Source organism: Erwinia sp. AK-PDG3-5, assembly GCF_056821705.1.
This window is the reverse complement of sequence record NZ_CM165967.1, coordinates 340932-365078: the sequence shown is the minus strand read 5'-3', so window position 1 is coordinate 365078 and position 24147 is coordinate 340932. Positions and strand designations below refer to the sequence as shown.

22 protein-coding genes are annotated in these 24147 nt (G+C 56.0%); 9 read left to right on the top strand and 13 right to left on the bottom strand.

Going from position 1 to position 24147, the window contains the following annotated elements; genetic code table 11:
* Window positions 1-70: 70 nt before the first annotated feature.
* On the bottom strand, window positions 71-1186 hold the full coding sequence (locus AC1UKS_RS01600) for a branched-chain amino acid ABC transporter substrate-binding protein (RefSeq protein WP_482435480.1): 1116 nt from the start codon (window positions 1184-1186) through the stop codon (window positions 71-73).
* Window positions 1187-1573: 387 nt separating this feature from the next.
* On the opposite strand from AC1UKS_RS01600, the gene panM reads away from it, so the two are divergent.
* On the top strand, window positions 1574-1969 hold the full coding sequence (panM, locus tag AC1UKS_RS01595) for an aspartate 1-decarboxylase autocleavage activator PanM (protein ID WP_482435479.1): 396 nt from the start codon (window positions 1574-1576) through the stop codon (window positions 1967-1969).
* 62 nt (window positions 1970-2031) lie between these two features.
* On the opposite strand, the gene rpoH is transcribed toward panM, so the two are convergent.
* The 4 genes from rpoH to ftsY all read right to left on the bottom strand — a co-directional run bounded on the left by rpoH (window position 2032) and on the right by ftsY (window position 6340).
* Entirely contained in the window at window positions 2032-2886 is an 855-nt protein-coding gene (gene rpoH / locus AC1UKS_RS01590) for an RNA polymerase sigma factor RpoH (RefSeq protein WP_013204251.1), read from the bottom strand.
* 262 nt (window positions 2887-3148) lie between these two features.
* Complete coding sequence (gene ftsX / locus AC1UKS_RS01585; protein WP_482435478.1) at window positions 3149-4141, bottom strand: permease-like cell division protein FtsX; 993 nt, start codon at window positions 4139-4141, stop codon at window positions 3149-3151.
* Window positions 4134-4799, bottom strand: coding sequence for a cell division ATP-binding protein FtsE (ftsE, locus tag AC1UKS_RS01580; protein WP_013204253.1), 666 nt, complete (start codon window positions 4797-4799; stop codon window positions 4134-4136). The genes ftsX and ftsE overlap by 8 nt, the downstream gene beginning before the upstream one ends.
* 5 nt (window positions 4800-4804) lie before the next feature.
* Window positions 4805-6340 (bottom strand): signal recognition particle-docking protein FtsY, encoded by a 1536-nt coding sequence (ftsY, locus tag AC1UKS_RS01575; RefSeq protein ID WP_482435477.1) that lies wholly within the window; start codon window positions 6338-6340, stop codon window positions 4805-4807.
* Window positions 6341-6505: 165 nt separating this feature from the next.
* On the opposite strand from ftsY, the gene rsmD reads away from it, so the two are divergent.
* Together rsmD and AC1UKS_RS01565 are read left to right on the top strand one after the other, a co-directional pair.
* Window positions 6506-7111, top strand: a complete 606-nt coding sequence (gene rsmD / locus AC1UKS_RS01570; RefSeq protein WP_482435475.1) for a 16S rRNA (guanine(966)-N(2))-methyltransferase — start codon at window positions 6506-6508, stop codon at window positions 7109-7111.
* The gene (locus AC1UKS_RS01565) at window positions 7101-7370 is read left to right on the top strand and encodes a DUF1145 family protein (protein ID WP_265909269.1); all 270 of its coding nucleotides are present in this window, start codon (window positions 7101-7103) and stop codon (window positions 7368-7370) included. The genes rsmD and AC1UKS_RS01565 overlap by 11 nt, the downstream gene beginning before the upstream one ends.
* 57 nt (window positions 7371-7427) lie before the next feature.
* Here AC1UKS_RS01565 and AC1UKS_RS01560 read toward each other — a convergent pair whose 3' ends face one another.
* Window positions 7428-7772, bottom strand: a complete 345-nt coding sequence (locus tag AC1UKS_RS01560; RefSeq protein ID WP_265909268.1) for a DUF2500 domain-containing protein — start codon at window positions 7770-7772, stop codon at window positions 7428-7430.
* A gap of 153 nt (window positions 7773-7925) precedes the next feature.
* Here AC1UKS_RS01560 and AC1UKS_RS01555 point away from each other — a divergent pair, with 153 nt between their 5' ends.
* Together AC1UKS_RS01555 and AC1UKS_RS01550 are read left to right on the top strand one after the other, a co-directional pair.
* On the top strand, window positions 7926-8552 hold the full coding sequence (locus tag AC1UKS_RS01555; RefSeq protein WP_105760377.1) for a lysoplasmalogenase: 627 nt from the start codon (window positions 7926-7928) through the stop codon (window positions 8550-8552).
* A 93-nt stretch (window positions 8553-8645) separates the two neighbouring features.
* Window positions 8646-10919, top strand: coding sequence for a zinc/cadmium/mercury/lead-transporting ATPase (locus tag AC1UKS_RS01550; protein ID WP_482435473.1), 2274 nt, complete (start codon window positions 8646-8648; stop codon window positions 10917-10919).
* Window positions 10920-10954: 35 nt separating this feature from the next.
* Here the strand turns inward: AC1UKS_RS01550 and tusA are convergent, their stop codons facing one another.
* Window positions 10955-11200, bottom strand: a complete 246-nt coding sequence (tusA, locus tag AC1UKS_RS01545) for a sulfurtransferase TusA (RefSeq protein WP_013204261.1) — start codon at window positions 11198-11200, stop codon at window positions 10955-10957.
* A gap of 203 nt (window positions 11201-11403) precedes the next feature.
* On the opposite strand from tusA, the gene AC1UKS_RS01540 reads away from it, so the two are divergent.
* Window positions 11404-12069: a 7-cyano-7-deazaguanine/7-aminomethyl-7-deazaguanine transporter gene (locus tag AC1UKS_RS01540; protein WP_265909341.1), complete on the top strand. Its 666-nt coding sequence runs from the start codon at window positions 11404-11406 to the stop codon at window positions 12067-12069.
* A 98-nt stretch (window positions 12070-12167) separates the two neighbouring features.
* Entirely contained in the window at window positions 12168-12725 is a 558-nt protein-coding gene (locus tag AC1UKS_RS01535; protein WP_013204263.1) for a DcrB family lipoprotein, read from the top strand.
* Between the two features lie 75 nt (window positions 12726-12800).
* On the opposite strand, the gene iolE is transcribed toward AC1UKS_RS01535, so the two are convergent.
* From iolE to iolD, 4 genes are all read right to left on the bottom strand, one after another.
* A complete protein-coding gene (gene iolE, locus AC1UKS_RS01530; RefSeq protein ID WP_482435471.1) occupies window positions 12801-13697 on the bottom strand; it encodes a myo-inosose-2 dehydratase in 897 nt (298 codons plus the stop codon).
* A gap of 43 nt (window positions 13698-13740) precedes the next feature.
* A complete protein-coding gene (locus AC1UKS_RS01525) occupies window positions 13741-14625 on the bottom strand; it encodes a sugar phosphate isomerase/epimerase family protein (RefSeq protein ID WP_013204265.1) in 885 nt (294 codons plus the stop codon).
* A 16-nt stretch (window positions 14626-14641) separates the two neighbouring features.
* Window positions 14642-15655, bottom strand: a complete 1014-nt coding sequence (iolG, locus tag AC1UKS_RS01520; RefSeq protein ID WP_482435469.1) for a bifunctional inositol 2-dehydrogenase/D-chiro-inositol 1-dehydrogenase — start codon at window positions 15653-15655, stop codon at window positions 14642-14644.
* A gap of 100 nt (window positions 15656-15755) precedes the next feature.
* Window positions 15756-17696 (bottom strand): 3D-(3,5/4)-trihydroxycyclohexane-1,2-dione acylhydrolase (decyclizing), encoded by a 1941-nt coding sequence (gene iolD, locus AC1UKS_RS01515; protein WP_482435468.1) that lies wholly within the window; start codon window positions 17694-17696, stop codon window positions 15756-15758.
* 489 nt (window positions 17697-18185) lie between these two features.
* Here iolD and AC1UKS_RS01510 point away from each other — a divergent pair, with 489 nt between their 5' ends.
* Window positions 18186-20105: a bifunctional 5-dehydro-2-deoxygluconokinase/5-dehydro-2-deoxyphosphogluconate aldolase gene (locus tag AC1UKS_RS01510; RefSeq protein ID WP_482435467.1), complete on the top strand. Its 1920-nt coding sequence runs from the start codon at window positions 18186-18188 to the stop codon at window positions 20103-20105.
* Between the two features lie 317 nt (window positions 20106-20422).
* On the top strand, window positions 20423-21265 hold the full coding sequence (locus AC1UKS_RS01505) for a MurR/RpiR family transcriptional regulator (protein WP_013204269.1): 843 nt from the start codon (window positions 20423-20425) through the stop codon (window positions 21263-21265).
* A gap of 45 nt (window positions 21266-21310) precedes the next feature.
* Here AC1UKS_RS01505 and iolB read toward each other — a convergent pair whose 3' ends face one another.
* Window positions 21311-22129, bottom strand: a complete 819-nt coding sequence (iolB, locus tag AC1UKS_RS01500; protein WP_265909261.1) for a 5-deoxy-glucuronate isomerase — start codon at window positions 22127-22129, stop codon at window positions 21311-21313.
* Window positions 22130-22191: 62 nt separating this feature from the next.
* Window positions 22192-23697, bottom strand: a complete 1506-nt coding sequence (locus AC1UKS_RS01495) for a CoA-acylating methylmalonate-semialdehyde dehydrogenase (RefSeq protein ID WP_013204271.1) — start codon at window positions 23695-23697, stop codon at window positions 22192-22194.
* Window positions 23698-24147 lie beyond the last annotated feature (450 nt).

The window sequence follows — 24147 nt, the reverse complement described above, 5'->3', positions numbered from 1 at the left end:
GATTTGTTGTCGTCTTCACCGCTGTCAGCCTTCCCCGGACAGCCCCTGCCGCCGGGAAAGTATGGCTGATTTATTTCACTGCGGTAGAAGAACCGTCTGCGTGCCATTTGAAGATGCCGAACTCAAAGCCTTTCAGATCGCCCTTCTCATCCCAGCTCAGGTCGCCCATCACCGTTGGCACCGCTGCGCCTTCCTTCAGATTTTTAGCGATATCGGCTGGCTCAGCACTTTTGCTGCGCTCCATCCCGGTGGTCAGCGCCTGCAGTGCGGCGTAGGTGGTCCAGACGAATGGGCCGGTTGAATCCAGCTTCTTCGCTTTCAGCGCATCAACAATCGGTTTGTTAGCCGGCACCTGGTCGTAACGCTTCGGCAAGGTCACCAGCATGCCTTCAGACGCAGCACCTGCGATGTTAGACAGCGAGGAGTTGCCCACGCCTTCGGGTCCCATAAACTGGGTCTTCAGGCCGGCAGCACGTGCCTGACGCAGCATCTGGCCCATCTCCGGGTAGTAACCGCCAAAGTAGACGAAGTCGACGTTCTCTTTCTTCAGGCGTGCCACCAGCGTGGAGAAATCTTTGTCGCCCGCGGTGATACCTTCAAACATCACCACGTTGCCGCCTGATTTTTTCAAGCTGGCCTGCACGGAACGCGCCAGGCCTTCACCGTACTGCTGCTTGTCATGGATGACCGCGATGCGCTGAGGCTTGATCTCTTTCAGGATATAGGTGGCGGCAGTTGGGCCCTGGTCGGAATCCAGACCGGTGGTGCGCATGATCATCTTGTAACCACGGGTGGTCAGATCGGCATTGGTTGCCGCCGGGGTGATCATCAGCACGCCTTCATCTTCATAGATGTCGGAAGCAGGCTGAGTAGACGACGAGCAGAGGTGGCCAATGACATAACGGATACCGTCATTGATCACTTTGTTGGCAACGGCAACCGCCTGTTTTGGATCGCAGGCATCGTCATATTCCACGCCAACCAGTTTGTCACCGTTTACGCCGCCTTTGGCATTGATGTCGGCAATCGCCTGCTTGGCACCGGTGAACTCCATATCACCATACTGCGCTACCGGGCCGGACATCGCGCCAACAATGGCCACTTTAATGTCCTTCGCCATGGCCGCGTGGCTCATCGCCAGTGCCACACAACCTGCCAGGAACGCGCTACCTTTACTGATTTTCATCCGAACTACCCCATCTGTTGTGATTGCTGTTTTATTGCCGCTGGATCCCAGATAAAACGCTGAAGAAAGAGAGAGTTATCGGAATACGCGGCGATTTTTATAAATAAGGCTTTAATTTTCAGGTTATTAAACAGGAATATTCTGCTGTAAATCAACTGACACATTCAGAAATACCCAGCTCCCGCAGGATAAAACGCTGGTGGCAACGGTGGCTTTTTCAGCAAAATGGCAGTCTTTTATGCTGATTAATAGTTCGGCAATAAGCTTTCACGCTGGGTTAGCGCGCCGAACTAAACAGAATACTCCGTTTTCTCCGGGGAAAAGTTAAGCGCCCTTCTTTGGCTAAATTCGCTACAATATGCCTTTCGTACTCGTTCGGTATTCGTCATGAAACTGACCATCATCAGATTGCAAAATTTCACCGATCAGGACCGCCTGGATCTGGCGAAAATCTGGCCAGAGGCTGACCTTGTTGCGCTTGAAGCGTCGCTGGATGAACATCAGCAGGTTTGGGCCGCCAAATTCAACGACCGCCTGCTGGCGGCAGTCAACGCGTCGATCCTTGGCACGCAGGGCGAGTTGCAGGATTTCAAGGTGCGTGAGGTGACGCGCCGGCGCGGCGTGGGCAGTTACTTACTGAATGATTTGCTGGCGCAGAACCCGGGGATCGTGCAGTGGTGGATTGCGGACCGTCAGGTTGAGGATCGTGAGGTGATGGCCGCGTTTATGCGGCAGGCCGGCTTTATTGCCCAGGTCGGCGGCTGGGGCTTTCTGGCGCAATAACGGGCTGACTGACAAAAACAAAAAGGGCGACCGGAGTCGCCCTTTTTTTGTTACCGCATGGATTACGCTTCGATAGCGACGCGCAGTTTTTTCATCGCGTTCTTTTCCAGCTGACGCACACGCTCTGCTGAAACGCCGTATTGATCGGCGAGTTCCTGCAGCGTGGTTTTGTTGTCATCGTCCAGCCAGCGGGCACGGATGATATTCTGGCTACGCTCATCAAGACCCTGCATCGCATCGCTGAGTTTATCAGCCGCATGGGATTCCCAGTTGTCTTCCTCAATGCCATCGGCAAAGTCAGACGACTTATCCTGCAGGTAGAGCATAGGCGCCATCGAGCGGCCTTCACCTTCATCATCCGGTGTCGGATCGAAGGTCATGTCCTGGGCAGCCATACGCGACTCCATCTCCAGCACGTCTTTGCTGGTGACGCCCAGTTCACGGGCAACCATTTCCACTTCTTCCTGGTTGAACCAGCCTAAACGCTGCTTGGCTTTACGCAGGTTAAAGAACAGCTTGCGCTGTGCTTTAGTGGTGGCGACCTTCACGATACGCCAGTTACGCAGGACGTATTCGTGGATCTCAGCTTTAATCCAGTGCACCGCAAAGGAGACCAGACGCACGCCGACTTCCGGGTTAAAGCGGCGAACCGCTTTCATCAGGCCGATGTTACCTTCCTGAATCAGGTCAGCCTGCGGCAGACCGTAGCCCGAATAGTTACGAGCGACATGAACAACAAAGCGCAGGTGAGACAGGATCAGCGTTTTAGCTGCTTCCAGATCGCCCTGGTAATGCAGCCGTTCAGCCAACGCTTTTTCCTCTTCTGCCGTCAGCATAGGCCAGACATTGGCGGCCCGGATGTAAGAATCCAGGTTGCCTAAAGGAGCAATAGCTAAAGTTTGCATTTCTTTGGTCATTCAAACCCTCTCTGTATTTAACAATAATGCCGCGCAATTCCCTGCACAGTCCACAAGAGTACGTGAACGGCAGCCAGAATTAAAAGCAATCTGTGCTACTTCGACGTCAAAGTTATCCACAAGTTCACTATCGTCGGTGAATAAATTACACACCGTCTGGGCAGGAAGAGTATAGCAGGAGGAAGTGACAAATTGATGACTTCCTCTGAAGCACATTACTCATGCAACAGAGGAAGATTATAACAAAAAACGTGTAAAGGGGTTACTGCGGCGTAAATCGACGTAAATGTTGTACGGTCGCCAGCCAGGCGGCTATCCAGCCAATCATCGCCGACACCAGCAGCAACAGCAGGCTCTCGTCCCACGCCAGTCCGGTCAGGTTGAAGGTGGTGCCAAACACCGCCGCCACCTGTGTCACAACGGACTCCAGACGGAACACCAGCACTTCGGAGAGGATCAGCGACAGCAGCGCACCGGCGAACCCTAACAGCGCACCACCGTAGAGGAACGGACGCAGGATAAAGCCATCCGTTGCACCGATCAGCTTCTGCACATTGATGGTATCGCGCCGGGCAAAGATGCTCAGCCGCACGCTGTTGCCGATCACCAGGAACACCGCCACAATCATCAGCACGCCGATCATCGCCGCCACCTGCCCCACCAGCCCGGTCAGCGCCGCCAGGCGGGCAAACCAACTGTCGTCCATCTTAACTTCATCCACGCCCTGCACTTTCGACACGCGGTCGCGCAGGTTGGTCATGGTGTCGTCATTCTGGAAGTTGAGCTTCGGCGTGATAATTGCCACCGCAGGCAGCGGATTCTGCTCAAGCATATCCATTGCCCCGCCAAAGCCAGACCAGTTACGGAACTCGCCCATCGCTTCTTCGCGCGACAGGTAGTTCACCTTGTCGACGCCATCTTCTTTCTTCAGCTGGCTGACAACACCTTCAGCGGCATCGTCATCCAGCGTTTTGCTGAGATAAACCGTCAGCTGCGGTGCCGGATACCACTGTGCCGCCGCCTGGTTGACGTTTTTCCACACCATATAACAGACGCTTGGCAGAGTCAGGGAGATGGCGATAACCATCACCGTCAGTAACGTCGCCAGCGGCTGACGCCACATATCAGATAAGGTGCCGCGCAGCGCATAACGCCATTGCTCTTGCCAGCCGCCCTTCAGCGCTTTGCTTTTGGAAGGCTGCTTCTGCTTCGCGGCTTTGGGCGCAGGCGCCCGGGAATTGCGTTTATTAACCACCCTGGCCTCCGTGCAAACGTCCCTGATTCAGGCTCATCAGGCGGTAGTTGCGGCGGGCGATCAAGGCCCGGTCGTGGGTTGCCATCAGAACGGTGACGCCAACCCGGTTAAATTCTTCAAACAGACGCAGGATGTCTTCCGACAGCGCATCGTCGAGGTTACCGGTCGGTTCATCGGCCAGCAGCACCGCAGGTTTGTTCACTACCGCACGGGCAATGCCCACCCGCTGCTGCTCACCGCCCGACAGCTGAATCGGATAGCTTTTGGCTTTATCCAGCAGGCCGACTTTATCCAGCGCGGCCGACACGCGGCGGCGAATATCTTCACCGCTGGCACCGGCAATGATCAACGGGATTGCCACGTTGTCATACACAGAACGATCCATCAGCAGATGGTGATCCTGGAAAATCATGCCAATCTGGCGGCGTAAAAACGGCACTTCGCTGCTTTTCAGGCGGCTGATATCGTGGCCGCCAAACCAGATCTGACCGGCACTTGGCCGCTCGATGCCACAAATAAGCTTCAGCAAGGTACTTTTCCCTGCCCCGGAATGTCCGGTCAGAAACGCCATTTCTCCCGGACGCAGATGGAAATCTACCCCCTGAAGCGCTTGCCGACCGCCGAGATAAGCCTTACTGACTTCTTCAAAGCGAATCATCCTAATTAGTCCTCTCGGGCAAAAAGTGCCTCTATAAAATCGTCAGCTTTAAACGCGCGTAAATCTTCAATGCCTTCACCCACGCCGATATAACGGATCGGGATGGAGAACTGATCGGCTACGGAGAAGATCACGCCGCCTTTTGCGGTGCCATCCAGCTTGGTCAGAGTAATCCCGGTCAGTCCCACCGCTTCATGGAACAGCTTAGTCTGGCTGATGGCATTCTGGCCGGTGCTGGCATCGATGGTCAGCATCACTTCGTGCGGCGCCCGATCGTCGAGCTTTTTCATCACGCGGGTGATTTTCTTCAGCTCTTCCATCAGGTGCGATTTGTTCTGCAGGCGACCGGCAGTATCGGCAATCAGCACGTCAACGTTACGCGCCTTAGCGGCCTGAATCGCATCGAAAATCACCGAGGCTGAATCCGACCCGGTCTGCTGGGCGATCACCGGAATATTGTTACGTTGGCCCCACACCTGCAGCTGCTCAACCGCAGCGGCACGGAAGGTATCGCCCGCCGCCAGCATCACAGACTTGCCTTCCGCCTGATACTGACGCGCCAGTTTGCCGATGGTGGTGGTTTTGCCGACGCCATTGACGCCCACCATCAGGATCACAAACGGCGTTTTGCCGGTGACGTCCAGTGGCTCTTCCACTTTAGCCAGGATCTCTGACATTTCCTGCTTCAACAGGCCATAAAGCGCTTCGGCATCACGCAGCTGTTTACGGTTCGCCTGCTGCGTCAGGTTTTTGATAATGCGGCGGGTGGTTTCCACGCCAACGTCGGCAATCAGCAGCTGCTCTTCCAGCTCTTCAAACAGATCGTCATCAATCTTTTTACCGCGGAACAGGCCGATAAAGCCGGAACCCAGGTTCTGGCGGGTTTTCACCAGGCTGCGCTTCAGGCGGGCAAAGAAACCTTCTTTGGTCGGACGCTGCTGCTCGGCCTGCTCTGACTGCTCCACTTTCGCTAACGCGGCGGCGATGGACTCTTCTTCCTCAATCACTTCCGGCTCTGCGTCAGCCGCTAACGCCAGCGCTTCCAGCTCTTCGGGCAGGATCTCATCTTCCGGTGCGATCTCAGCAATCTCTTCTGGCTCTGGCTGAACAACGGCTATCTCTTCCGGCAGAAGTTCTTCTTCCGGCTCAGGCTGAACGACCGCCAGCTGTTCCGGTAAAACCTCTTCTTCCGATTCAGGATGAACACGCACGTCGTCTTCCGGCAAAAACTCTTCCAGCGGCGCGGGCTCAATTACCGCAAGCTCTTCCGGCTGAGGTTTCGCTTCTGGCTGCGGCTCAGCGGCAGGTTCACGGTAAGCTTCCGGGTGCGCGGCCTGATCGTGAGCCACATTTTCAGTGACGTTGACCGTCGCTTCGGCGCGCTGCTCTGCCTCGGTTTTTGCGGGCGTGGCGGCATCCGTTGACGTCTCGTCAGCGGGCTGCTGTTCCTCTAACGTCTCTTTTATCTCTTCCGGCGGCGCCTGCTCTTCACGCCCTAATCCCAGCCAGGAAAAAAAGCCACGTTTTTTATTTTTTGCCATGGTGCAACCACACTCCTCGCGGGGAAAAATCTGTCAGGTCGTTGAAAATTGACTTAATCCCCTAGTCTAACACTTTCCTGCTAACGCAACACAGCACCCTTTTTACGTTTCCTCAGCCCGGTAAGCCCGTTAAACTGTGCAACAAATTATGAAGAGTTCAGCAGCATGAATAAAAAACCCCGCAGCGGCGGCGCCGGACAAATCCGCATTATTGGCGGTCTGTGGCGCGGCAGAAAATTACCGGTGCCGGACAGCGCCGGACTTCGACCGACCACCGATCGCGTCCGCGAAACGTTATTTAACTGGCTGGCGCCCGATATTCAGGGCGCACGTTGCCTGGATTGCTTCGCAGGCAGCGGTGCATTAGGGCTGGAAGCGCTGTCGCGTCACGCCGCATCTGCCACACTGTTAGAGCTGGAGCGCCCGGTTGCGCAGCAGTTAGAAAAGAACCTGACCACTCTCGGCTGTAAAACTGGCCGGGTGATCAACACCAACACCCTGCAATTTCTGGCGCAAAACGGCGAGCCTCACGATCTGGTGTTTATCGATCCGCCGTTCCGTAAGGGACTGCTGGAACAGACCCTCGGCCAGCTGGAAAGCAACGGCTGGCTGGCGGATAACGCGTTGATTTATGTCGAAAGCGAAGTAGAACATGGCCTGCCGCCGGTGCCGGTAAGCTGGCAGCTGCATCGGGAAAAGGTCGCCGGACAGGTAGCGTATCGCCTGTACCACCGCCAGATCGCGAAGAAGGAAGAGAACCATGATGATTAATATTGGCAGGCTGCTGATGGTCTGTGTCTGGGCATTTTTACTGCTTAACCTGGTGCATCCGTTCCCCAAGCCGCTGAAGTATTTTATTGATGTGGCGCTGTTCTTTATGGTGGTGATGCACGGACTGCAGCTGGTGCTGATGCGCGCTACGCAGCCGAAAGATGCCCCAAAGCTCAGCGTCCTGATGCAAACCAAGATTTTCTTTTTTGGTGTGTTTGAGCTGCTGGCCTGGCAGAAGAAATACCTGCCGAAGAAGTAACGCAGTGGTAAAACCAGCCGAAAAAGCGCGGAACTCCATGCTTTTTCGGCAAGCCCACTAATTCGCGCTAAACGAGATAAACCGCGTCCCCTGCACCTTCAGCTGTCCCTTTTCCCCCCGGTCAATCTGCCGGTAATCCTGCTCTTTCAGCACCAGTTTGAAATCCCCGGCACCGTTGAGCGGATGAAACCAGGCTTCATAACGCTTATCCTCAACCGGGATCACTTCACGCTGACGCGAACGGCGGTTCGGCATCGGAACCTCGCGCTTGGCTTTTACCTCGGCGGGAATTGAGCGCACCGGGGAAGCGTCATTGACCGCCACTTCTCTCCGCTGCTTGATAAACTGACGCGTCGCCAGCACGGCGATGATAGCCAGTACGATGAAAAAAATGACCTTCATATTTTTTCTTCTTCCTCCTTATCAGGCAATGCCAATCATTCCCACGGCCAGAAAGGATACAACCAGACGCCTCCCATTGTCACATCAGCAGGCTCTGTCCTAGACTAGATTCAGAATTGTGGAGTTTTGCATCTGAATACAAAGGGACACATTATGATTTGGTCGTTTCTGGCAGTTTTCTTTTCCGGTTGGCTCTACGTTGATGCGTCGTACCGTGGACCTCAATGGCAACGCTGGGTATTTAAGCCCGTCACCTTGCTGCTTCTGCTGGCGTTGGCCTGGCAGGCACCGATCCTCAATACCACCGACTATCTGATCCTGTTTGGCCTGCTGGCCACGCTGATTGGTGATGCACTGACGCTATTACCTAACCGGCGCATGCTGTACGCGATTGGCGCATTTTTCCTTTCGCATCTGCTGTATACCCTGTGCTTCGCCAGCCATATGACGCTGACCTTCTTCTGGCCGATCCCGCTGACGGTACTGGTAATTGGCGCGCTGTTGATCGCCACCATCTGGTCCAGACTGGAAGATCTGCGCTGGCCGATCTGCACCTTTATCGGCATGACCCTGCTGATGGTCTGGCTGACCACCGAGCAGTATTTCTTCCGCCCAACCGATTACAGCTTCACGCTGATGGTAGGGACTTCGCTGCTGCTGCTGGCCAATATCGTCTGGCTTGTCAGCCACTATCGTCGCCGGTTCACCTCTGACCGGGCGATTGTCGCCGCCTGCTACTTTGCCGGTCACTTTATGATCGTGCGTTCGCTGTATCTGTAATCGCCGTAAAAGCCTTGACTCTGGAGTCCACTCCAGAGTGTAAGATGCGTCATCGGCGGGAGCGTTTCCCGCCGTTGCCCATCAGGAGGCGCCATGCATCAGCACTCATCTTCTTGCCCTTGTGGCCAACGCCATGCTCACAGCCAGCAGGGTTGCAGCAGTAAACCTCGCCCAACCATCAAAAAAATCTCGATGATGACCTCAGTCACCGCTGAAACCAGCTGTTGCAGCGAGGCCGGCTGCGGTTCAGGCAGCGATGCCGATGAGGAAAGCGACAGGAGAGGTTCCGCAGAACGTTTCAGCTGGATAATCAGCGGAATGGATTGTCCCAGCTGCGCACGAAAAATTGAAACCGCCGTTAGCAAGCTCAGCGAAGTCGATACGGCTCGCGTGCTGTATGCCACCGAAAAACTGGTCGTGAACGCCGATCGCGACGTCCGCCAGCAGGTTGAAGCGGCGGTGAAGCAAGCCGGTTTCACCCTGCAACGTAGCGATGCCGTCAAAACCGACGCCACCACGCCGGGCTTCTGGCAGGAAAATCGCGCCATTATTCTGCTTGCCGTGATGATGCTGGCCAGTTGGCTGATCGACCTTGTCAGCCCTGCAGCCGGACAGATCGCTTTCACCCTGACCACCCTCGCCGGTGCCTGGCCCATTGCCCGCAGCGCGCTGCGTTTGATCCGCAGCGGCACCCCATTTGCCATTGAAACCCTGATGACCGTCGCGGCCATCGGCGCATTATTTATTGGCGCCACCGCAGAAGCCGCGATGGTGCTGCTGCTGTTCCTGCTGGGTGAACGGCTGGAATCCTTTGCCGCCAGCCGCGCCCGCCGTGGCGTGACCGCCTTAATGGCCCTGAAACCGGAAGAAGCTGTCCGGGTGAGCGGCGAGAAGCGTGAAACGGTTGCCCTCAGTGAACTGCGCCCTGGCGACAGAATTGAAGTGGCCGCCGGCGCGAGATTGCCCGCCGATGCGCGCTTACTCTCGCCGTTTGCCAGCTTTGATGAGAGCGCATTAACCGGCGAATCCGTGCCGGTCGAGCGTCAGCAAGGCGAAGCGGTTGCCGCAGGCTGCCTGAGCGTGGACCGCCAGGTGCTGTTAGAAGTGGTATCCAAACCGGGTGAAAGTGCCATCGACCGCATTCTGCATCTGATTGAAGAAGCCGAATCCAACCGGGCACCGATTGAGCGCTTCCTTGACCGCTTCAGCCGCATCTACACGCCGGTGATTATGGCGATGGCGCTGCTGGTAGCGGTGATCCCGCCGCTGCTGTTCGCCGCCGACTGGCAGCCGTGGATCTACAAAGGCCTGACGCTGCTGCTGATTGGTTGCCCTTGCGCATTAGTGATTTCAACGCCTGCCGCCATCACCTCCGGGTTGGCTACGGCATCCCGTCGGGGTGTGTTAATCAAAGGCGGTGCCGCGCTGGAAAGCCTGAACGCCATCCGCACCTTTGCCTTCGATAAAACCGGCACGCTGACCGAAGGAAAACCGCAGGTCACCGCGCTGATCCCACTGGCAGAGGAGAGTGAAGATTCCCTGCTGGCCAAAGCGGCAGCGGTGGAAACCGGTTCGTCGCATCCCTTAGCCAAAGCCATCGTGGCGCTGGCTGGCCAGCGTGGCTTAACGCTGGCAGCGGCAACCTCGCAACGCGCGCTGGCCGGCAGCGGCGTTGAGGCTATCGTCAGTGGTCACTCACTGCTAATCAGCGCGCCCGCCAGGCTGGATCAAGGCACGCTCAGCCCTGAACAGCAGGAACGGGTGACCGCGCTGGAAGCAGAAGGAAACACCGTGGTGGTGCTGTTGCAGGAGAATCAGCCAACGGCGCTGATCGCCTTGCGTGACACGCTGCGTGCCGATGCCGCCGCCGCGTTGGCGGAGTTAAAAGCGCTGGATATTCAGGCGGTGATGCTGACCGGAGACAATCCGCGCGCCGCTGCGGCGATCGCCGGTGAGCTGGGCATCGACTACCGCGCAGGCTTGTTGCCTGCGGATAAGGTCACCGCGATTGGCGAACTGAATCAGCAGCAGCCGGTGGCGATGGTCGGTGATGGTATTAACGATGCGCCGGCAATGAAAGCCGCGACGACCGGGATTGCGATGGGCAGCGGCAGCGATGTCGCGCTGGAAACGGCGGATGCCGCGCTGACGCACAACCGGCTTGGCGGACTGGCGACGATGATCCGTATCTCCAGGGCCACGCATGCCAATATCCGACAAAACATCACTATTGCGTTGGGGCTAAAAGGGGTGTTTCTGGTGACCACGCTGCTGGGAATTACCGGCCTGTGGCTGGCGGTACTGGCAGACTCCGGCGCAACGGCGCTGGTCACCGCGAATGCGTTAAGGCTGCTGCGCAAACGCTGAGTGGCCCCGCGTAAAGCCGGGCCCGCAGCCGATGCTCAGAGCCCTTTCTTCAGCAGATACTTATAGGGGGTCTGCTCGGTCATCTGCGCTACCAGCTGGTGTTCCATAAAACGGCAGAAGCCGGGGATATCACGCGTGGTAGCCGGATCGTCAGCGATAATCAGCAGGGTTTCGCCCTCCTGCATATGACGCACGGTTTTACGCACCATCATCACAGGTTCCGGGCAGCGCAGGCCCATCGCATCGAGGGTTTGATCGGGATTGGCGAACAGATCGCTCATAGCAGTCTCATTAAAACGGAAGAAATACCTGCGCTCATTTTACCCTCACCTTTTGCATGTGCAAGTAGGTGCCGAGACGATAACGTTTGCGCTAAAATTAACCGTTGCAATAGCACTCTGTTTCGGTAAGATGCCGCGCAATCGCTATTGCGACACAATTTTTCATTGGGTTCCCTCACCCCAATCTTCAAAAAGGTCATATGATGATTTCGTTCTCGAATAGTCAGCGCACGCATGCGTTGATTTGGCTGTCCCTTTTCCACGTGCTGGTGATCACCTCCAGTAACTATCTGGTGCAATTGCCGATCTCCATTTTCGGTTTTCACACCACCTGGGGCGCGTTCAGCTTCCCGTTTATCTTCCTGGCAACCGATCTCACCGTGCGCATTTTTGGCGCGCCGCTGGCTCGTCGCATCATCCTTGCGGTGATGGTTCCGGCACTGTTTATCTCCTACGCCGTCTCCGCACTCTTCTATCAGGGTGAGTGGCAGGGCTTTGCCGCATTAGCAAACGTCAACCTGTTCGTTGCCCGCATCGCCTGCGCCAGCTTTATGGCCTACGCGTTGGGCCAGGTGCTGGATGTGCACGTCTTCAACCGTCTGCGCCAGCTGCCGCAGTGGTGGATTGCCCCGGCCTCCGCGATGTTCCTCGGCAATATCAGCGATACGCTGGCGTTCTTCTTTATCGCCTTCTACAAAAGTCCCGATCCGTTTATGGCGCAGAACTGGGTGGAGATCGCCCTGGTGGATTACAGCTTCAAGGTGCTTATCTGCATGATTTTCTTCCTGCCGGCTTATGGCCTGCTGCTGAATGCCATGCTGAAGCGTCTGGCGGAAAAATCGAACCGCGCTCAGATTAACTTCGGCTAAGCTGCATTCTGTGACAGAGCGACAGTTGCTTTTGCCCGCTGATTACTATTTTATGAGGGGCTGTAAAGCAGCACACGACTAACGTAAAAGGGATCATGATGCGTAACTTACTGAAATATGCCGGTATCGGCTTACTGGTGGTTGGACTGACCGCCTGCGACGGCAAAGATGACAAAGCCTCTGCGGATGATAACGGCGTCAGCAGCAGCCAGAGCAGCCAGGCCGTCACCCTGATGGACGGCAAGCTGGGCTTCACCCTGCCCGCCGGGATGTCCGATCAGAGCGGCAAGCTTGGCACCCAGGCCAATAACATGCACGTCTATGCTGATGCGACCGGCCAGAAAGCGATTATCGTGATTGAAGGTGATGCGACGACCGATGGACTGGACGTGCTGGCTGGCCGCCTTGAGCAGCAGCAGCGCAACCGCGATCCTCAGCTGCAGGTCGTGACCAATAAAGCGATTGAAATCAGCGGCCAGCCTGCTCAGCAGCTGGATACGGTGATCTCCGCCAAGAACCAGTCTTCCTGGTCTTCCGTGGTGCTGGCGAAGGTGGATGGCAAACTGCTGACCATGCAGATTACGCTGCCAGCAGAAAACCAGCAGCAGTCTCAGACCGACTCTGAGAACATCATCAAAACGATTGCGCTGAAATAATCGCCGTTGTTTGAATGACAAAAAGCCCCTGCCAGCGTGCTGGTCAGGGGCTTTCTTATTTCACTGCCGCCTCGGTTACAGGCCGGCGGTCTCGCGGATATATTTTCTGGCTTTCACCGCATACTCAAACGGATTGGCTAACGCCGGATCCTGCTCGGCTTCCACCACCATCCAGCCTTTATAGCCAGACTCGTCCAGAATTTTAAACACCGGCCTAAAGTCGATCACGCCATCGCCAGGCACGGTAAAGGTGCCTTTCTTGACGCCATCAAGGAAGGAGAGCTTCTGGCTTCTCACCTCGGCGACCACCTCATCACGCACATCTTTCAGATGCACATGGTTGATGCGCGGCAGGTACTTTTCGAGGATCGCCAGCATCTTCGCCTGGCTGCCTTCCGAATAGTAGGCATGGCCAGTATCAAACAACAGGAACACGTCGTCATTGGTGATCGCCATAAAGCGGTCAATCTCTTCCGTGGTCTGGATAGCGGTGCCCATATGGTGATGCAGACAGACCTGCATGCCTTTCTCCGCCGCCAGTTTCGCCAGCTCGTTATAGCCGTCGGCGGTCAGCTGCCACTCTTCATCAGTGAAGTAAGGCTTCTCATCCAGTACCGAAAGCGGCGTGCCCTGAATGCTCTTACTCTGCTCGGAACAGCCGATCACCTTCGCGCCCATCGCGTGCAGGAAATCACGGTGGTTGATAAATTCGTCGATGGTTTTCGCTTTATCGCCGTTGGCAAAAAAGGTACTGAACCAGGCGTTGCAGATCTGCACGCCGCGAATATCCAGCATTGGCTTCAATACCGCCGGATCGCGCGGGTATTTGCTGCCCACTTCACTGCCGGTAAATCCCGCCAGCGCCATTTCGCTGACGATTTGCTGGAAGGTATTTTCCGCACCCAGCTCCGGCATATCATCGTTGGTCCAGCCAATCGGGGCTATTGCCAGCTTAACGTTATCTTTGTTCATCGCACTCTCTCGCAAGGGGTACGGCAGCGCAGGCTGCCAGAAGTTATCTGCTCAGCAGCTCACGCTCGATCAGTTCGCGGGTTTCCACGGCCTGACGGTTCATTTTTTCCGGATAACCGAACAGCGAAGAGGCAATAATCGACTCACCGCCCACTTTGTAGGTTCGGTTGGCAAAATCCATTTCGCGCAGCGTCTGGAACAGGGTGTCGAAATCGACCTCCCCTTCACCGACACCCACATGCTGGTGAATGGTGGCATCCACGCCTGGCGGGTTAACGATGTAGCGACAATGCTTAGTGTGGTTCATGGTATCGGCAATCAGCACGTGGGACAGATCGCCACCGGCGTACTCCAGCATGCTCTTCACATCGCCCTTTCCTTTGTCATAGAAGAAGGTGTGCGGCACGCTGTACAGGTACTTCACGTTCTCACTGCGGAATGATTTCACCAGATCGGCGGTTTCGTTATTCTCTTCGCAGAAATCCCACGGATGTGACTGGATTTCGATACGGATACCTTCACGTTCGACGATAGGTAAGATTTCTTCCATCGAGCGATAGAACATCTCTTCGCAGATTTCCGGCTCGTTCGGCGTACCGGAAAGCTCGGTATTGATCACCTGCACGCCGGTTTCCACCGCGATCTCAATCATGCGCTTCCAGTTACGGACAGCCGCCTGACGCCGCGCTTCGTCCGGGCCGGACCAGCGGTAAACCACGATATACGACGAAATCTCCAGCCCGGTTTCACGCAGCGCGTTTTTATACTCGGTGATGATCTCCCGGCTGGCCTTCGGATGCTTATAGAACGGGTTAATCTGTGGGTGCGGAGACTGCTCAATGTACTTGTAGCCCCAGTCCGCCACCTGATGAACCATTTTGGTAATGCCCATGTCTCTGATGACGTCTACGTCAAAGGCGATTTTCATTGCGATCTCCCTGAAGCTACTTGTTGTAGAAGGCTGGACGCGCTGGCAGCTCAACCGGCTCGATAGCGCCGCTTTCCTGCGCTTTCAAACAGGCATCGGCGGCAACGGAAGCGGCATAGCCATCCCATGCTGACGGGCCCTGCAAGGTTCCGGCGGTGGCATCATTGATAAAGGCCTGCAGCTCAACGTCGTAGGCATCAATAAAGCGGTCTTTCCAGTCGGTCAGAATGGTGTTCGACAGCCTGGCGTCTTTGCGCAGCTGAACAGAAGACGGCTCTGGTAATTTGGCGATGCCAGTTTCACCGACCACTTCACACTGGATGTCGTAGCCGTAAGCGCAGTTGACGTAAATCTCAACGTCAATGCGGGTGCCCTTATGGGTTTCAAACAGCACAATCTGCGGATCGCGCAGTTTTGCATGGGTGTTTTTGGTCGAACGCGGGAAGACCACCTGCACAGATTTGTAATCGTCTTCGGTCAGCCAGCGCAGCACGTCCAGCTCGTGGATCAGCGTGTTGGTGATCGCCATATCGGTGGTGTAGCTTTCCGGTACGGTCGGGTTACGGTGCGCACAGTGCAGCATCAGCGGCTCGCCAATGTCACCGTCGGTGATCACTTTCTTCAACGCGCGGTAGCCGGCATCGTAAGGACGCATAAAGCCTACCTGCACAAGACGTTTGCCGTGGGCGATTTCCGCATCCACGATACGGCGGCAACCTTCAGCACTCAGCGCCAGCGGCTTTTCGCAGAACACCGGTTTACCCGCAGCAACTGCCGCCAGGGTGAACTCTTCATGCGTTGGGTCCCAGGACGTCACGATGATCGCATCCACTTCCGCAGAGGCGATCACATCGTGGCCGTTGGCATAGACTTCCGCGTCCAGACCTAACCGGCTGACAATGCCTTTCGCGCCGTCGATGTTGATATCCGAGACGGCAACCACTTTGGCGCCCTGCAGCACTTTGCTACAGCGACGAATATGTTCCTGACCAATAGCACCGGTGCCGATTACGCCAAGTTTCAGAGTCATAAAATATCCTTTATATGTAGGGGAGAGCGCGGGCATCAACCTGGCCGTTATTTGCAGCCAGTGAAGATGTCCGCACTAAATTCAGAGTAAGCAAAACGAATCAGTATTCGCGTGCCTGGTCGATATGTTCGTTGAGCATTTTGGCGACCGCATCGACGCGTTCAGATTCGGAAACCTGCGCCCCGCCAACGCGCCACCAGCTGAAGTATTTGTGCACCATGGTTTTCGGCAGCACTTTGATATCAATCAGCGTGGAAACGGTCTGCTTGCGGGCATCTTCCAGCGCGTGCTTCAGCTGGTCGAGGGTAGTGACGCGATAGGTTTTGCAGCCGTAACCGCCGGCAATCGCCGCGAAGTCCACCGGCACAAAGCCGCCATTCAGCTTGCCGCCTTCCGCATTACGGAAGCGGAACTCGGTGGTGAAGCTGTCCATCCCGTGTTCCATCTGCAGGTTGTTGATGCAGCCGTTGGTCATGTTGTCGAACAGCAGCACGTTGATTTTGGCCCCTTCCTGAATGGAGGTCACCAGCTCGGAGTGCAGCATCATAAAGGAGCCATCACCGACCATGGTGTAGACCTCACGGTGCGGCTCAGCCAGCTTGACGCCCAGCGAAGCACTGACTTCATACCCCATGCACGAGTAGCCGTACTCGACGTGGTAGCTGTTGTAATCTTTGGTGCGCCAGACGCGCTGGAGATCCCCCGGCAGGCTACCCGCAGCGGCGACGATCACCGAATCCTTTGGGAGATGCTCATTCAGTGTCCCCAGCACGCTGCTTTGGGTGAGGAAGGAATCGGTCAGGCGGTTGAACTCGGCATAGACCGCTTCACGATCCATATGGTCATCAATTTCCGGCACAAAGCCGTCGTTGCTGTAAACCGACTGATAAACGCGCTGCGTTTCTTTCAGCAATTTGCTCTGCGCCTGGGCGATTTTCTCGCCCCAGCCACTGGTGAAGCCCTGCGCGGCCAGACGCTCATCGAGTGCGGTCAACGCTTCACGCGCATCGGCCACTACCTGCACGGCATCGAGCTTGTAGGCGTCAAAATTGCTGACGTTAATGTTGATGTAGCTGACGTCCGGATTGTGGAAAATCCATTTCGAGGCGGTGGTGAAGTCGGTGTAACGGGTACCGACGCCAATCACCAGATCCGCCTCTTTCGCCAGCAGGTTTGCCGCCAGACAACCGGTTTCGCCCACGCCGCCGACGTTCAGCGGATGGTCAGAAACAATGGTGCCTTTACCGGCCTGGGTTTCCGCGAAGGGGATCTGATGGCGCTCGGCGAACTGGCGCAACGCCTCACCGGCTTCGGAGTATTTCACCCCGCCACCGCAGACGATAATTGGCTTACGCTTACCGGCGATCATCTTCAGTGCGGCTGCCAGCTGGGCTTCAGTTGGCAGGCGGCGATCCAGCAGATGCACGCGCTTCTGGAAGAAATAATCTGGGTAGTCATAGGCTTCGCCCTGCACGTCCTGCGGCAGAGAAATCGTTACCGCACCGGTTTCAGCCGGGTCGGTCAGCACGCGCATGGCATTGATACAGGCGGTCATCAGCTGCTCCGGGCGGCTGACGCGATCCCAGTATTTGCTGACCGCGCGGAAGGCATCATTGGTGCTGATGCTGAGGTCATGACTCTGTTCAATCTGCTGCAGAACCGGGTCCGGCTGGCGGGTAGCAAACACATCGCCGGGCAACAGTAAGAGAGGAATTCGGTTAGCCGATGCGGTGCCCGCAGCGGTGATCATATTGGCCGCACCCGGTCCGACAGAAGAGGTACAGGCGATGATTTCACGGCGCAGTTTCTGTTTGGCGAAGCCGATGGCCGCGTGCGCCATACCCTGTTCGTTACGACCCTGCATAACCATCAGGTCGCCGCTGTCCTGCTCCAGTGCCTGACCGAGGCCCAGCACATTGCCGTGACCGAAGATGGCAAAAATCCCTTTAACGAACTTGGTTTCAACGCCATCTACCGACAGATACTGGTTGTCCAGGAATCTGACCAGAGCCTGTGCTGTGGTTAATCTACTCTTACCCATGTGCTCTTCCTTAACGGTGAGGCTGAAAAAGTGAAACGTGAGGCGATTATAAACAAATATTTTTTTCACCAAACAGAATTACAGAAGAAACATTTCATTTTGCGAGAGAGATCAAATTATGCGATGAAACGGCTCTACGCGGGGTGATCGCGCGGTCAGATTTGGAACAATAAAGAGGATGTCTGAGCAGTAAAGAATATTTCGTTTCACTTCAAGAGCTTTGCCCGAACGGCTTTTGCAGTTTGCGAGCAGGCTCACACCGCCTGAATCGCCACAACCCGCCGCCGCTTTTGATCCCCCACAACCACGCTCCCCAGAGTTTTATCCACCTCACACTTTTGGGGTATTAATTTCATTTTGTGTTGAAGTTGAAATTTTTATTCTCCATACTCATTTTCATATTGAATCCGGGCGTCCGGACGTTACGTTCAGGCGAGTCCGCTGGAAAAGCGCAGCTGAGTCGGCTTATCAGAGAAGGAAACAACAGGTATGAGTACACAACAGAAACGGCTTGATGTGATTTGTATCGGGCGCATTGCCGTTGACCTCTATGGCCAGCAAATTGGCGCCCGCCTTGAAGATATGAGTACGTTTTCAAAATATCTCGGCGGTTCGTCGGGTAACGTGGCGTACGGCACGGCGATCCAGGGGCTGAAATCCGGCATGCTGGCCCGCGTGGGCGATGAACATATGGGCCGTTTTCTGCGCGAAGAGCTGCAGCGCGTGGGTGCCGATACCGAATGTCTGATCACTGATAAAACCCGGCTGACTGGCCTGGTGATCCTCGGAATTAAGGATCAGGACACCTTCCCGCTGGTGTTCTACCGCGATAACTGCGCCGATATGGGACTGATCCCGGAAGATATCAGTGAAGAGTACATCACCTCTTCCCGTGCGGTGGCGGTCACCGGCACACACCTGTCGCATCCTCAAACCCGCGCGGCGGTATTAAAGGCGCTGGAAATTGCCCGTCAGAACGGCTTACGCACCGCGCTGGATATTGATTACCGTCCGGTGCTGTGGGGACTGACCTCGCTCGGCGACGGTGAAACCCGCTTTGTGGAATCCGAGCACGTCACGCAACAGCTGCAGGAAGTGCTGCACTATTTCGATCTGGTGGTCGGAACGGAAGAAGAGTTTCATATTGCCGGCGGCAGCACCGATACCCTGACCGCATTGAAAAACGTTCGTCAGGCGACCAAAGCCACGCTGGTCTGCAAACGTGGTCCGATGGGCTGCGTGGTGCTGGAAGGCGAGATCCCGGACAGCTGGGAACAGACCAAATTACAAAGCGGCGTGCGCGTGGAAGTGCTGAACGTGCTGGGCGCGGGCGATGCCTTTATGTCTGGCCTGCTGCGCGGCTGGTTGAATGGCGAAAGCTGGGAGCAGGCCTGCCGCTATGCCAATGCCTGCGGCGCCCTGGTGGTGTCACGCCATGGCTGCGCGCCAGCGATGCCAACCAAAGCCGAACTGGATGATTTCCTCAGCCGCGATAAGGACGTTAAGCGTCCGGATCTCGACAGCCGCCTGAATCACCTGCACCGCGTCACCACCCGCAAGCAACAGTGGCCAGAGCTGTGTGTCTTTGCCTTCGACCACCGTAAACAGCTGGTGGATATGGCCAATGAAGCGGGCGTCGACACCTCACGCCTGCCTGAACTGAAGCTGCTGCTGCTGCGTGCGGCAGAAGAAGCCGCCGGTGAAGCCGGGCTGGATGGCCGCAGCGGTATCCTCGCTGACACCACCTTCGGACAGCCGGCGCTGAACGCCATTACCGGTAAAGGCTGGTGGATTGGTCGCCCGATTGAGTTACCCAGCTCCCGTCCGCTGCGCCTGGAACACGGCAACATCGGTTCCCAGCTGGTCGACTGGCCGCAGGAACACGTGGTGAAATGCCTGGTGTTCTACCACCCGCATGACAGCGCCGAACTGCGTAAAGAGCAGGATGAGCTGGTGATGGACGTGTGGAACGGCTGTAACAAAACCGGCCACGAGCTGTTGCTGGAAGTGATCCTGCCGGAGGGCAATCCGGACAAGAAAGAGTCTTACTACCTCGACATCCTGACCCACTTCTACTCGATGGGTATTCAGCCGGACTGGTGGAAACTGCCGCCGCTGAAACTGGAAAGCTGGCAGGCAATCAGTGGCCTGATTGAGCGGGAAGACCCGAACTGTCGCGGCATTCTGATCCTCGGCCTTGATGCGCCGGAAGAGAAGCTGAAAGCCGGTTTCGCTGACGCCGCCAAAGCACCGTGGGTGAAAGGATTTGCCGTCGGCCGCACCATCTTCGGCCAGCCTTCACGCCAGTGGCTGCAAGGGGAGCTGGATGATGACGCGCTGATCGCCCAGGTGAAAAGCAACTACCATCAGTTGATCAACTACTGGCGCGAAGTGCGGCCAGCGAAGTAATCCATTAACCAGGGCAGGAACGCGACAGGCTCGGCTGTTGGCAATGCCAGCGGCCGCTGAACAGTCACCCGTTCATGCCCTTTTAACCTTGCTGTCCTGCCCTTTCAACCTTCACATCACGCCCTTCTCACTGCCCTTATTTCTCTTCGCGAACGAATCCCCCCTCCTTTCTGCTCTCTTTTCAGCCAGAATCTGTGATTCCATTCATATCCCGATGAAATAGATCCCCTGAAATCCGTTAGAAAGTGAAATTTTTTGTTCATCTGGTAGAATATCGGACAAAAGAAACGACGTATTTTATTTAGCGAGCCGAAGTAATGACCAACAACCCAACGCAGCTTTCCCTGTTGCAGGACGACATCCGCCGTCGCTACGACACCCTGAGTAAGCGCCTGAAACAGGTGGCTCGTTATATTCTGGACAACAGCAACAGCATTGCCTTTGACACCGTGGCCTCGATTGCCCAGCAGGCAGACGTACCGCCTTCTACCCTGATCCGCTTCTCGAATGCCTTTGGCTTTAGCGGCTTCAACGAAATGAAACAGGTTTTCCGTCAGCACCTGATGGAAGAGACGGTGAACTACACCGAGCGCGCGCGGCTGTTCCGCCAGACCTCGACCGATGAAACGGCTGCTCCACCCGAGAACCCGGCTGAAATCCTGAATGTGTTCACCATGGTGAATTCACAGGCGCTGCAACAGCTGGCGATGCAGACCAATCCCGAGCAGTTGGATAAAGCGGTTGAGATGCTGCATCAGGCAGAGAACATCTACGTGATTGGCCTGCGCCGTTCGTTCAGCGTGGCGTCCTATCTGACCTATGCACTGCGCCATCTGGAACGCCGTGCCTTCCTGATTGACGGCCTGGGCGGGATGTTTACCGAGCAGCTCAGCATGGTGAATCCGAAGGATGTGGTGATTGCCATCAGCTATTCACCGTATGCGCGTGAAGCGGTGGAACTGGTTGAGCTAGGGGCCAAACGTGGGGCGCATCTGATTGCGATCACCGACAGCCAGGTCAGCCCGCTGGCTGCCTTCAGCGACGTCTGTTTTGTGGTGCGTGAAGCGCAGGTTGATGGCTTCCGTTCGCAGGTGGCATCGCTATGCCTGGCCCAGACGCTGGCCGTTTCACTGGCGCTGAACAACGCCGATAAGGCATAAAAAAACGGGTGGAAAATTCCACCCGTTTTTTTGTCGCATCCCGTTCTACTTTTCGACCGGATACGCATCGCTGTTCACCCAGGCGTGATCCTTCTCCCAGGTAAATTTCCACAGTCGAACCGGCCCGGCCATCACGTTCAGATAGTAATTGTCATAACCGGCAAGGGTGGCGACCGGGTGATACCCGCGCGGCACCGTGACCACATCGCGGTTATAGGCCGCCATGCACTCATCCAGCGAGCGATCGTCGGTATAGACGCGCTGCATAGCAAAGCCCTGCTCCGGGTTAAACCGATGGTAATAGGTCTCTTCCAGATAGGTTTCGTTTTCTGAGTTTTCCTGATCGTGCTTGTGGCTCGGATAGGAGCTGGTGTCACCTTCGTTGGTATACACTTCCACCACCAGCAAGCTGTCCGCTGGCTTATCATCAGGCAGAATATTGTGAACCAGACGCTTGTTACGCCCCTTGCCACGCTGCTCCACGCCGACGTCCGCCGGTGAAATCAGTCGGGCAGGTAATGACCCCTTGCCCGGCGCATTACAGACCGCCAGCTCAAGGTCGGAATCCGCATAGACTTCCACTTTGTCATTGTTCGGCACATACACCGAGTAAGGTGGCGTGCGTTCAAACGGCGACATCCGCTTACCGATGCCGGGGAATTCAGCGTGCAGCGTCTTCACCGACGCCAGGCCGGCAACCAGCACCAGGCACAGCTCTTTATCGCCACTCTCCAGCTGCAGGGTCTGCCCCTTTTTCAGCTGATAGGCATCAAAGCCAACGTAACGCCAGCCCACGCTCTCCGGCGTCACATGCTGAATGCGCCCTTGCGCATCCGGTTTTTGTACTTTGGACAACAATGACATTCAATTCTCCTTATTTTCCTCTGGCGCCTTGCAGCCGCGCCAGAGGTTTTGGAATGTATGAATTATCCCAGCGTCGGCATGCTGAACTCTGAAACGGTTTTCTGACCGCTCGGCCAGCGCACGGTCGCCGTTTTCATTCGGGTGTAGAAGCGCACGCCGTCTGGCCCATGCACGTTCAGCGCGCCAAACACCGAACGCTTCCAGCCACCAAAGCTGTGGAAGGCCATCGGTACCGGCACCGGCACGTTCACGCCGACCATACCGGCCTGCACTTCACGCACAAAGTCACGGCCGGTGTGGCCATTGCTGGTGAAGATGGCGCTACCGTTACCAAACTCGTGGCTGTTAACCAGCTTCAACGCGCTGGCGTAATCCGGCGCACGCATGATGCTCAGCACCGGTCCAAAGATCTCTTCGCGCCAGATCACCATATCGGAAGTCACGTTGTCGAACAGCGTACCGCCCACGTAGTAACCTTCGTTGTAGCCTTCCACCTGGAAGTTGCGGCCGTCGACCACCAGCTTCGCGCCTTCCTGCTCACCTTTATCGATGTAGCCCAGCACTTTCTTCTGGTGCGCAGCGGAAACCACCGGCCCCATCTCATTCTCTTCACTGCCTTTCTGAATACCCGGGCCCACGCGCAGGGCTTTCACCAGCGGGGTCAGCGCAGCAATCAGTTTGTCTGCGGTGTCATCACCCACTGCCACGACAACCGGCAGCGCCATGCAGCGTTCGCCCGCTGAACCGAACGCGCCGCCCATGATGGCATTGACGGTTGCTTCCAGGTCGGCATCCGGCATCACGATGGCGTGGTTTTTAGCTGCACCAAACGCCTGCACACGCTTGCCATGGGCACTGGCGGTTTTATAGATATGTTCTGCCACGCCAGAAGAACCGACGAAGCTCACCGCCTGCACGCGGGGATCTTTATACAGCTGCTCAGCATCTTCATTCGAGCAGTGGACCACGTTAAAGACGCCATCCGGCAGGCCGGCTTCGGTCAGCAGTTCTGCCATACGCACCGATGCAGAAGGATCCAGCGCCGGTGGCTTGAGGACGAAGGTATTACCGCACGCCAACGCGATGGGGAACATCCACAGTGGCACCATCGCCGGGAAGTTGAACGGGGTAATCCCGGCCACCACGCCCAGCGGCTGCATCAGCGAATAGCTGTCCACGCCGGTTGCCACGTCGGCAGAGTTTTCGCCTTTAATCAGATGCGGGATACCGCAGGCAAATTCGACCACTTCCAGGCCGCGCGTCAGTTCACCCAGCGCATCTGACCAGACTTTACCGTGTTCGCTGACGATCAGCTCAGCCAGCTCTTCGCGGTGTTGTTCCATCAGAGCTTTAAAGTTGAACATCACGCGCGCACGACGCAGAGGCGAGGTGCGTGACCAGTCTTCAAAGGCGTTATGCGCCACTTCGATGGCGTGAGTCACCTCATCGGCGGTGCTTTGCGTCAGTTCGCGCACCGGTTTGCCGGTAGCCGGATCGTAAATTGGGATGGTTTCATTGCTGGCGCTCTGAGACGTTTTTCCGCCAATAAAATTGCCTACGATAGTCATGTTCTGGCCTCTTTGATGTGAGTATTCCCTGCGGGCTGCCGCGTTTAGCCGCTGGCAACCTGACCGGACAAATCCCGAATGCGTGCAAGGACAGTATTATATTGGAATAAATTTTTCAAATATTTCACTTTAGAAAATTCATTTTTAGCGGCCTGGATCGCATTTTTACCCGCTGAGCGGTTGCCAGCGCCGATTGCTACCGGCCGCCGGCGAAATTCAGCTTAAACTTAACAATGGCGCGGCTCATGGGCATGTCAGCGTCAGACAATTAATTGCCAATTTCGCCTGCGACAGGGCTCACATTTCCTCCCTCTCGTTGCGGCTTTAGGTCGAAAAAAACGAAATTTTGCGAGAGCGATCCAAAAATTTAAATTTCATAATTCACCAAACATGAAATAAATGTTCTTTTATAGACCATAACCTGAGGCCATCCTCCTTCTGCACAAAAAA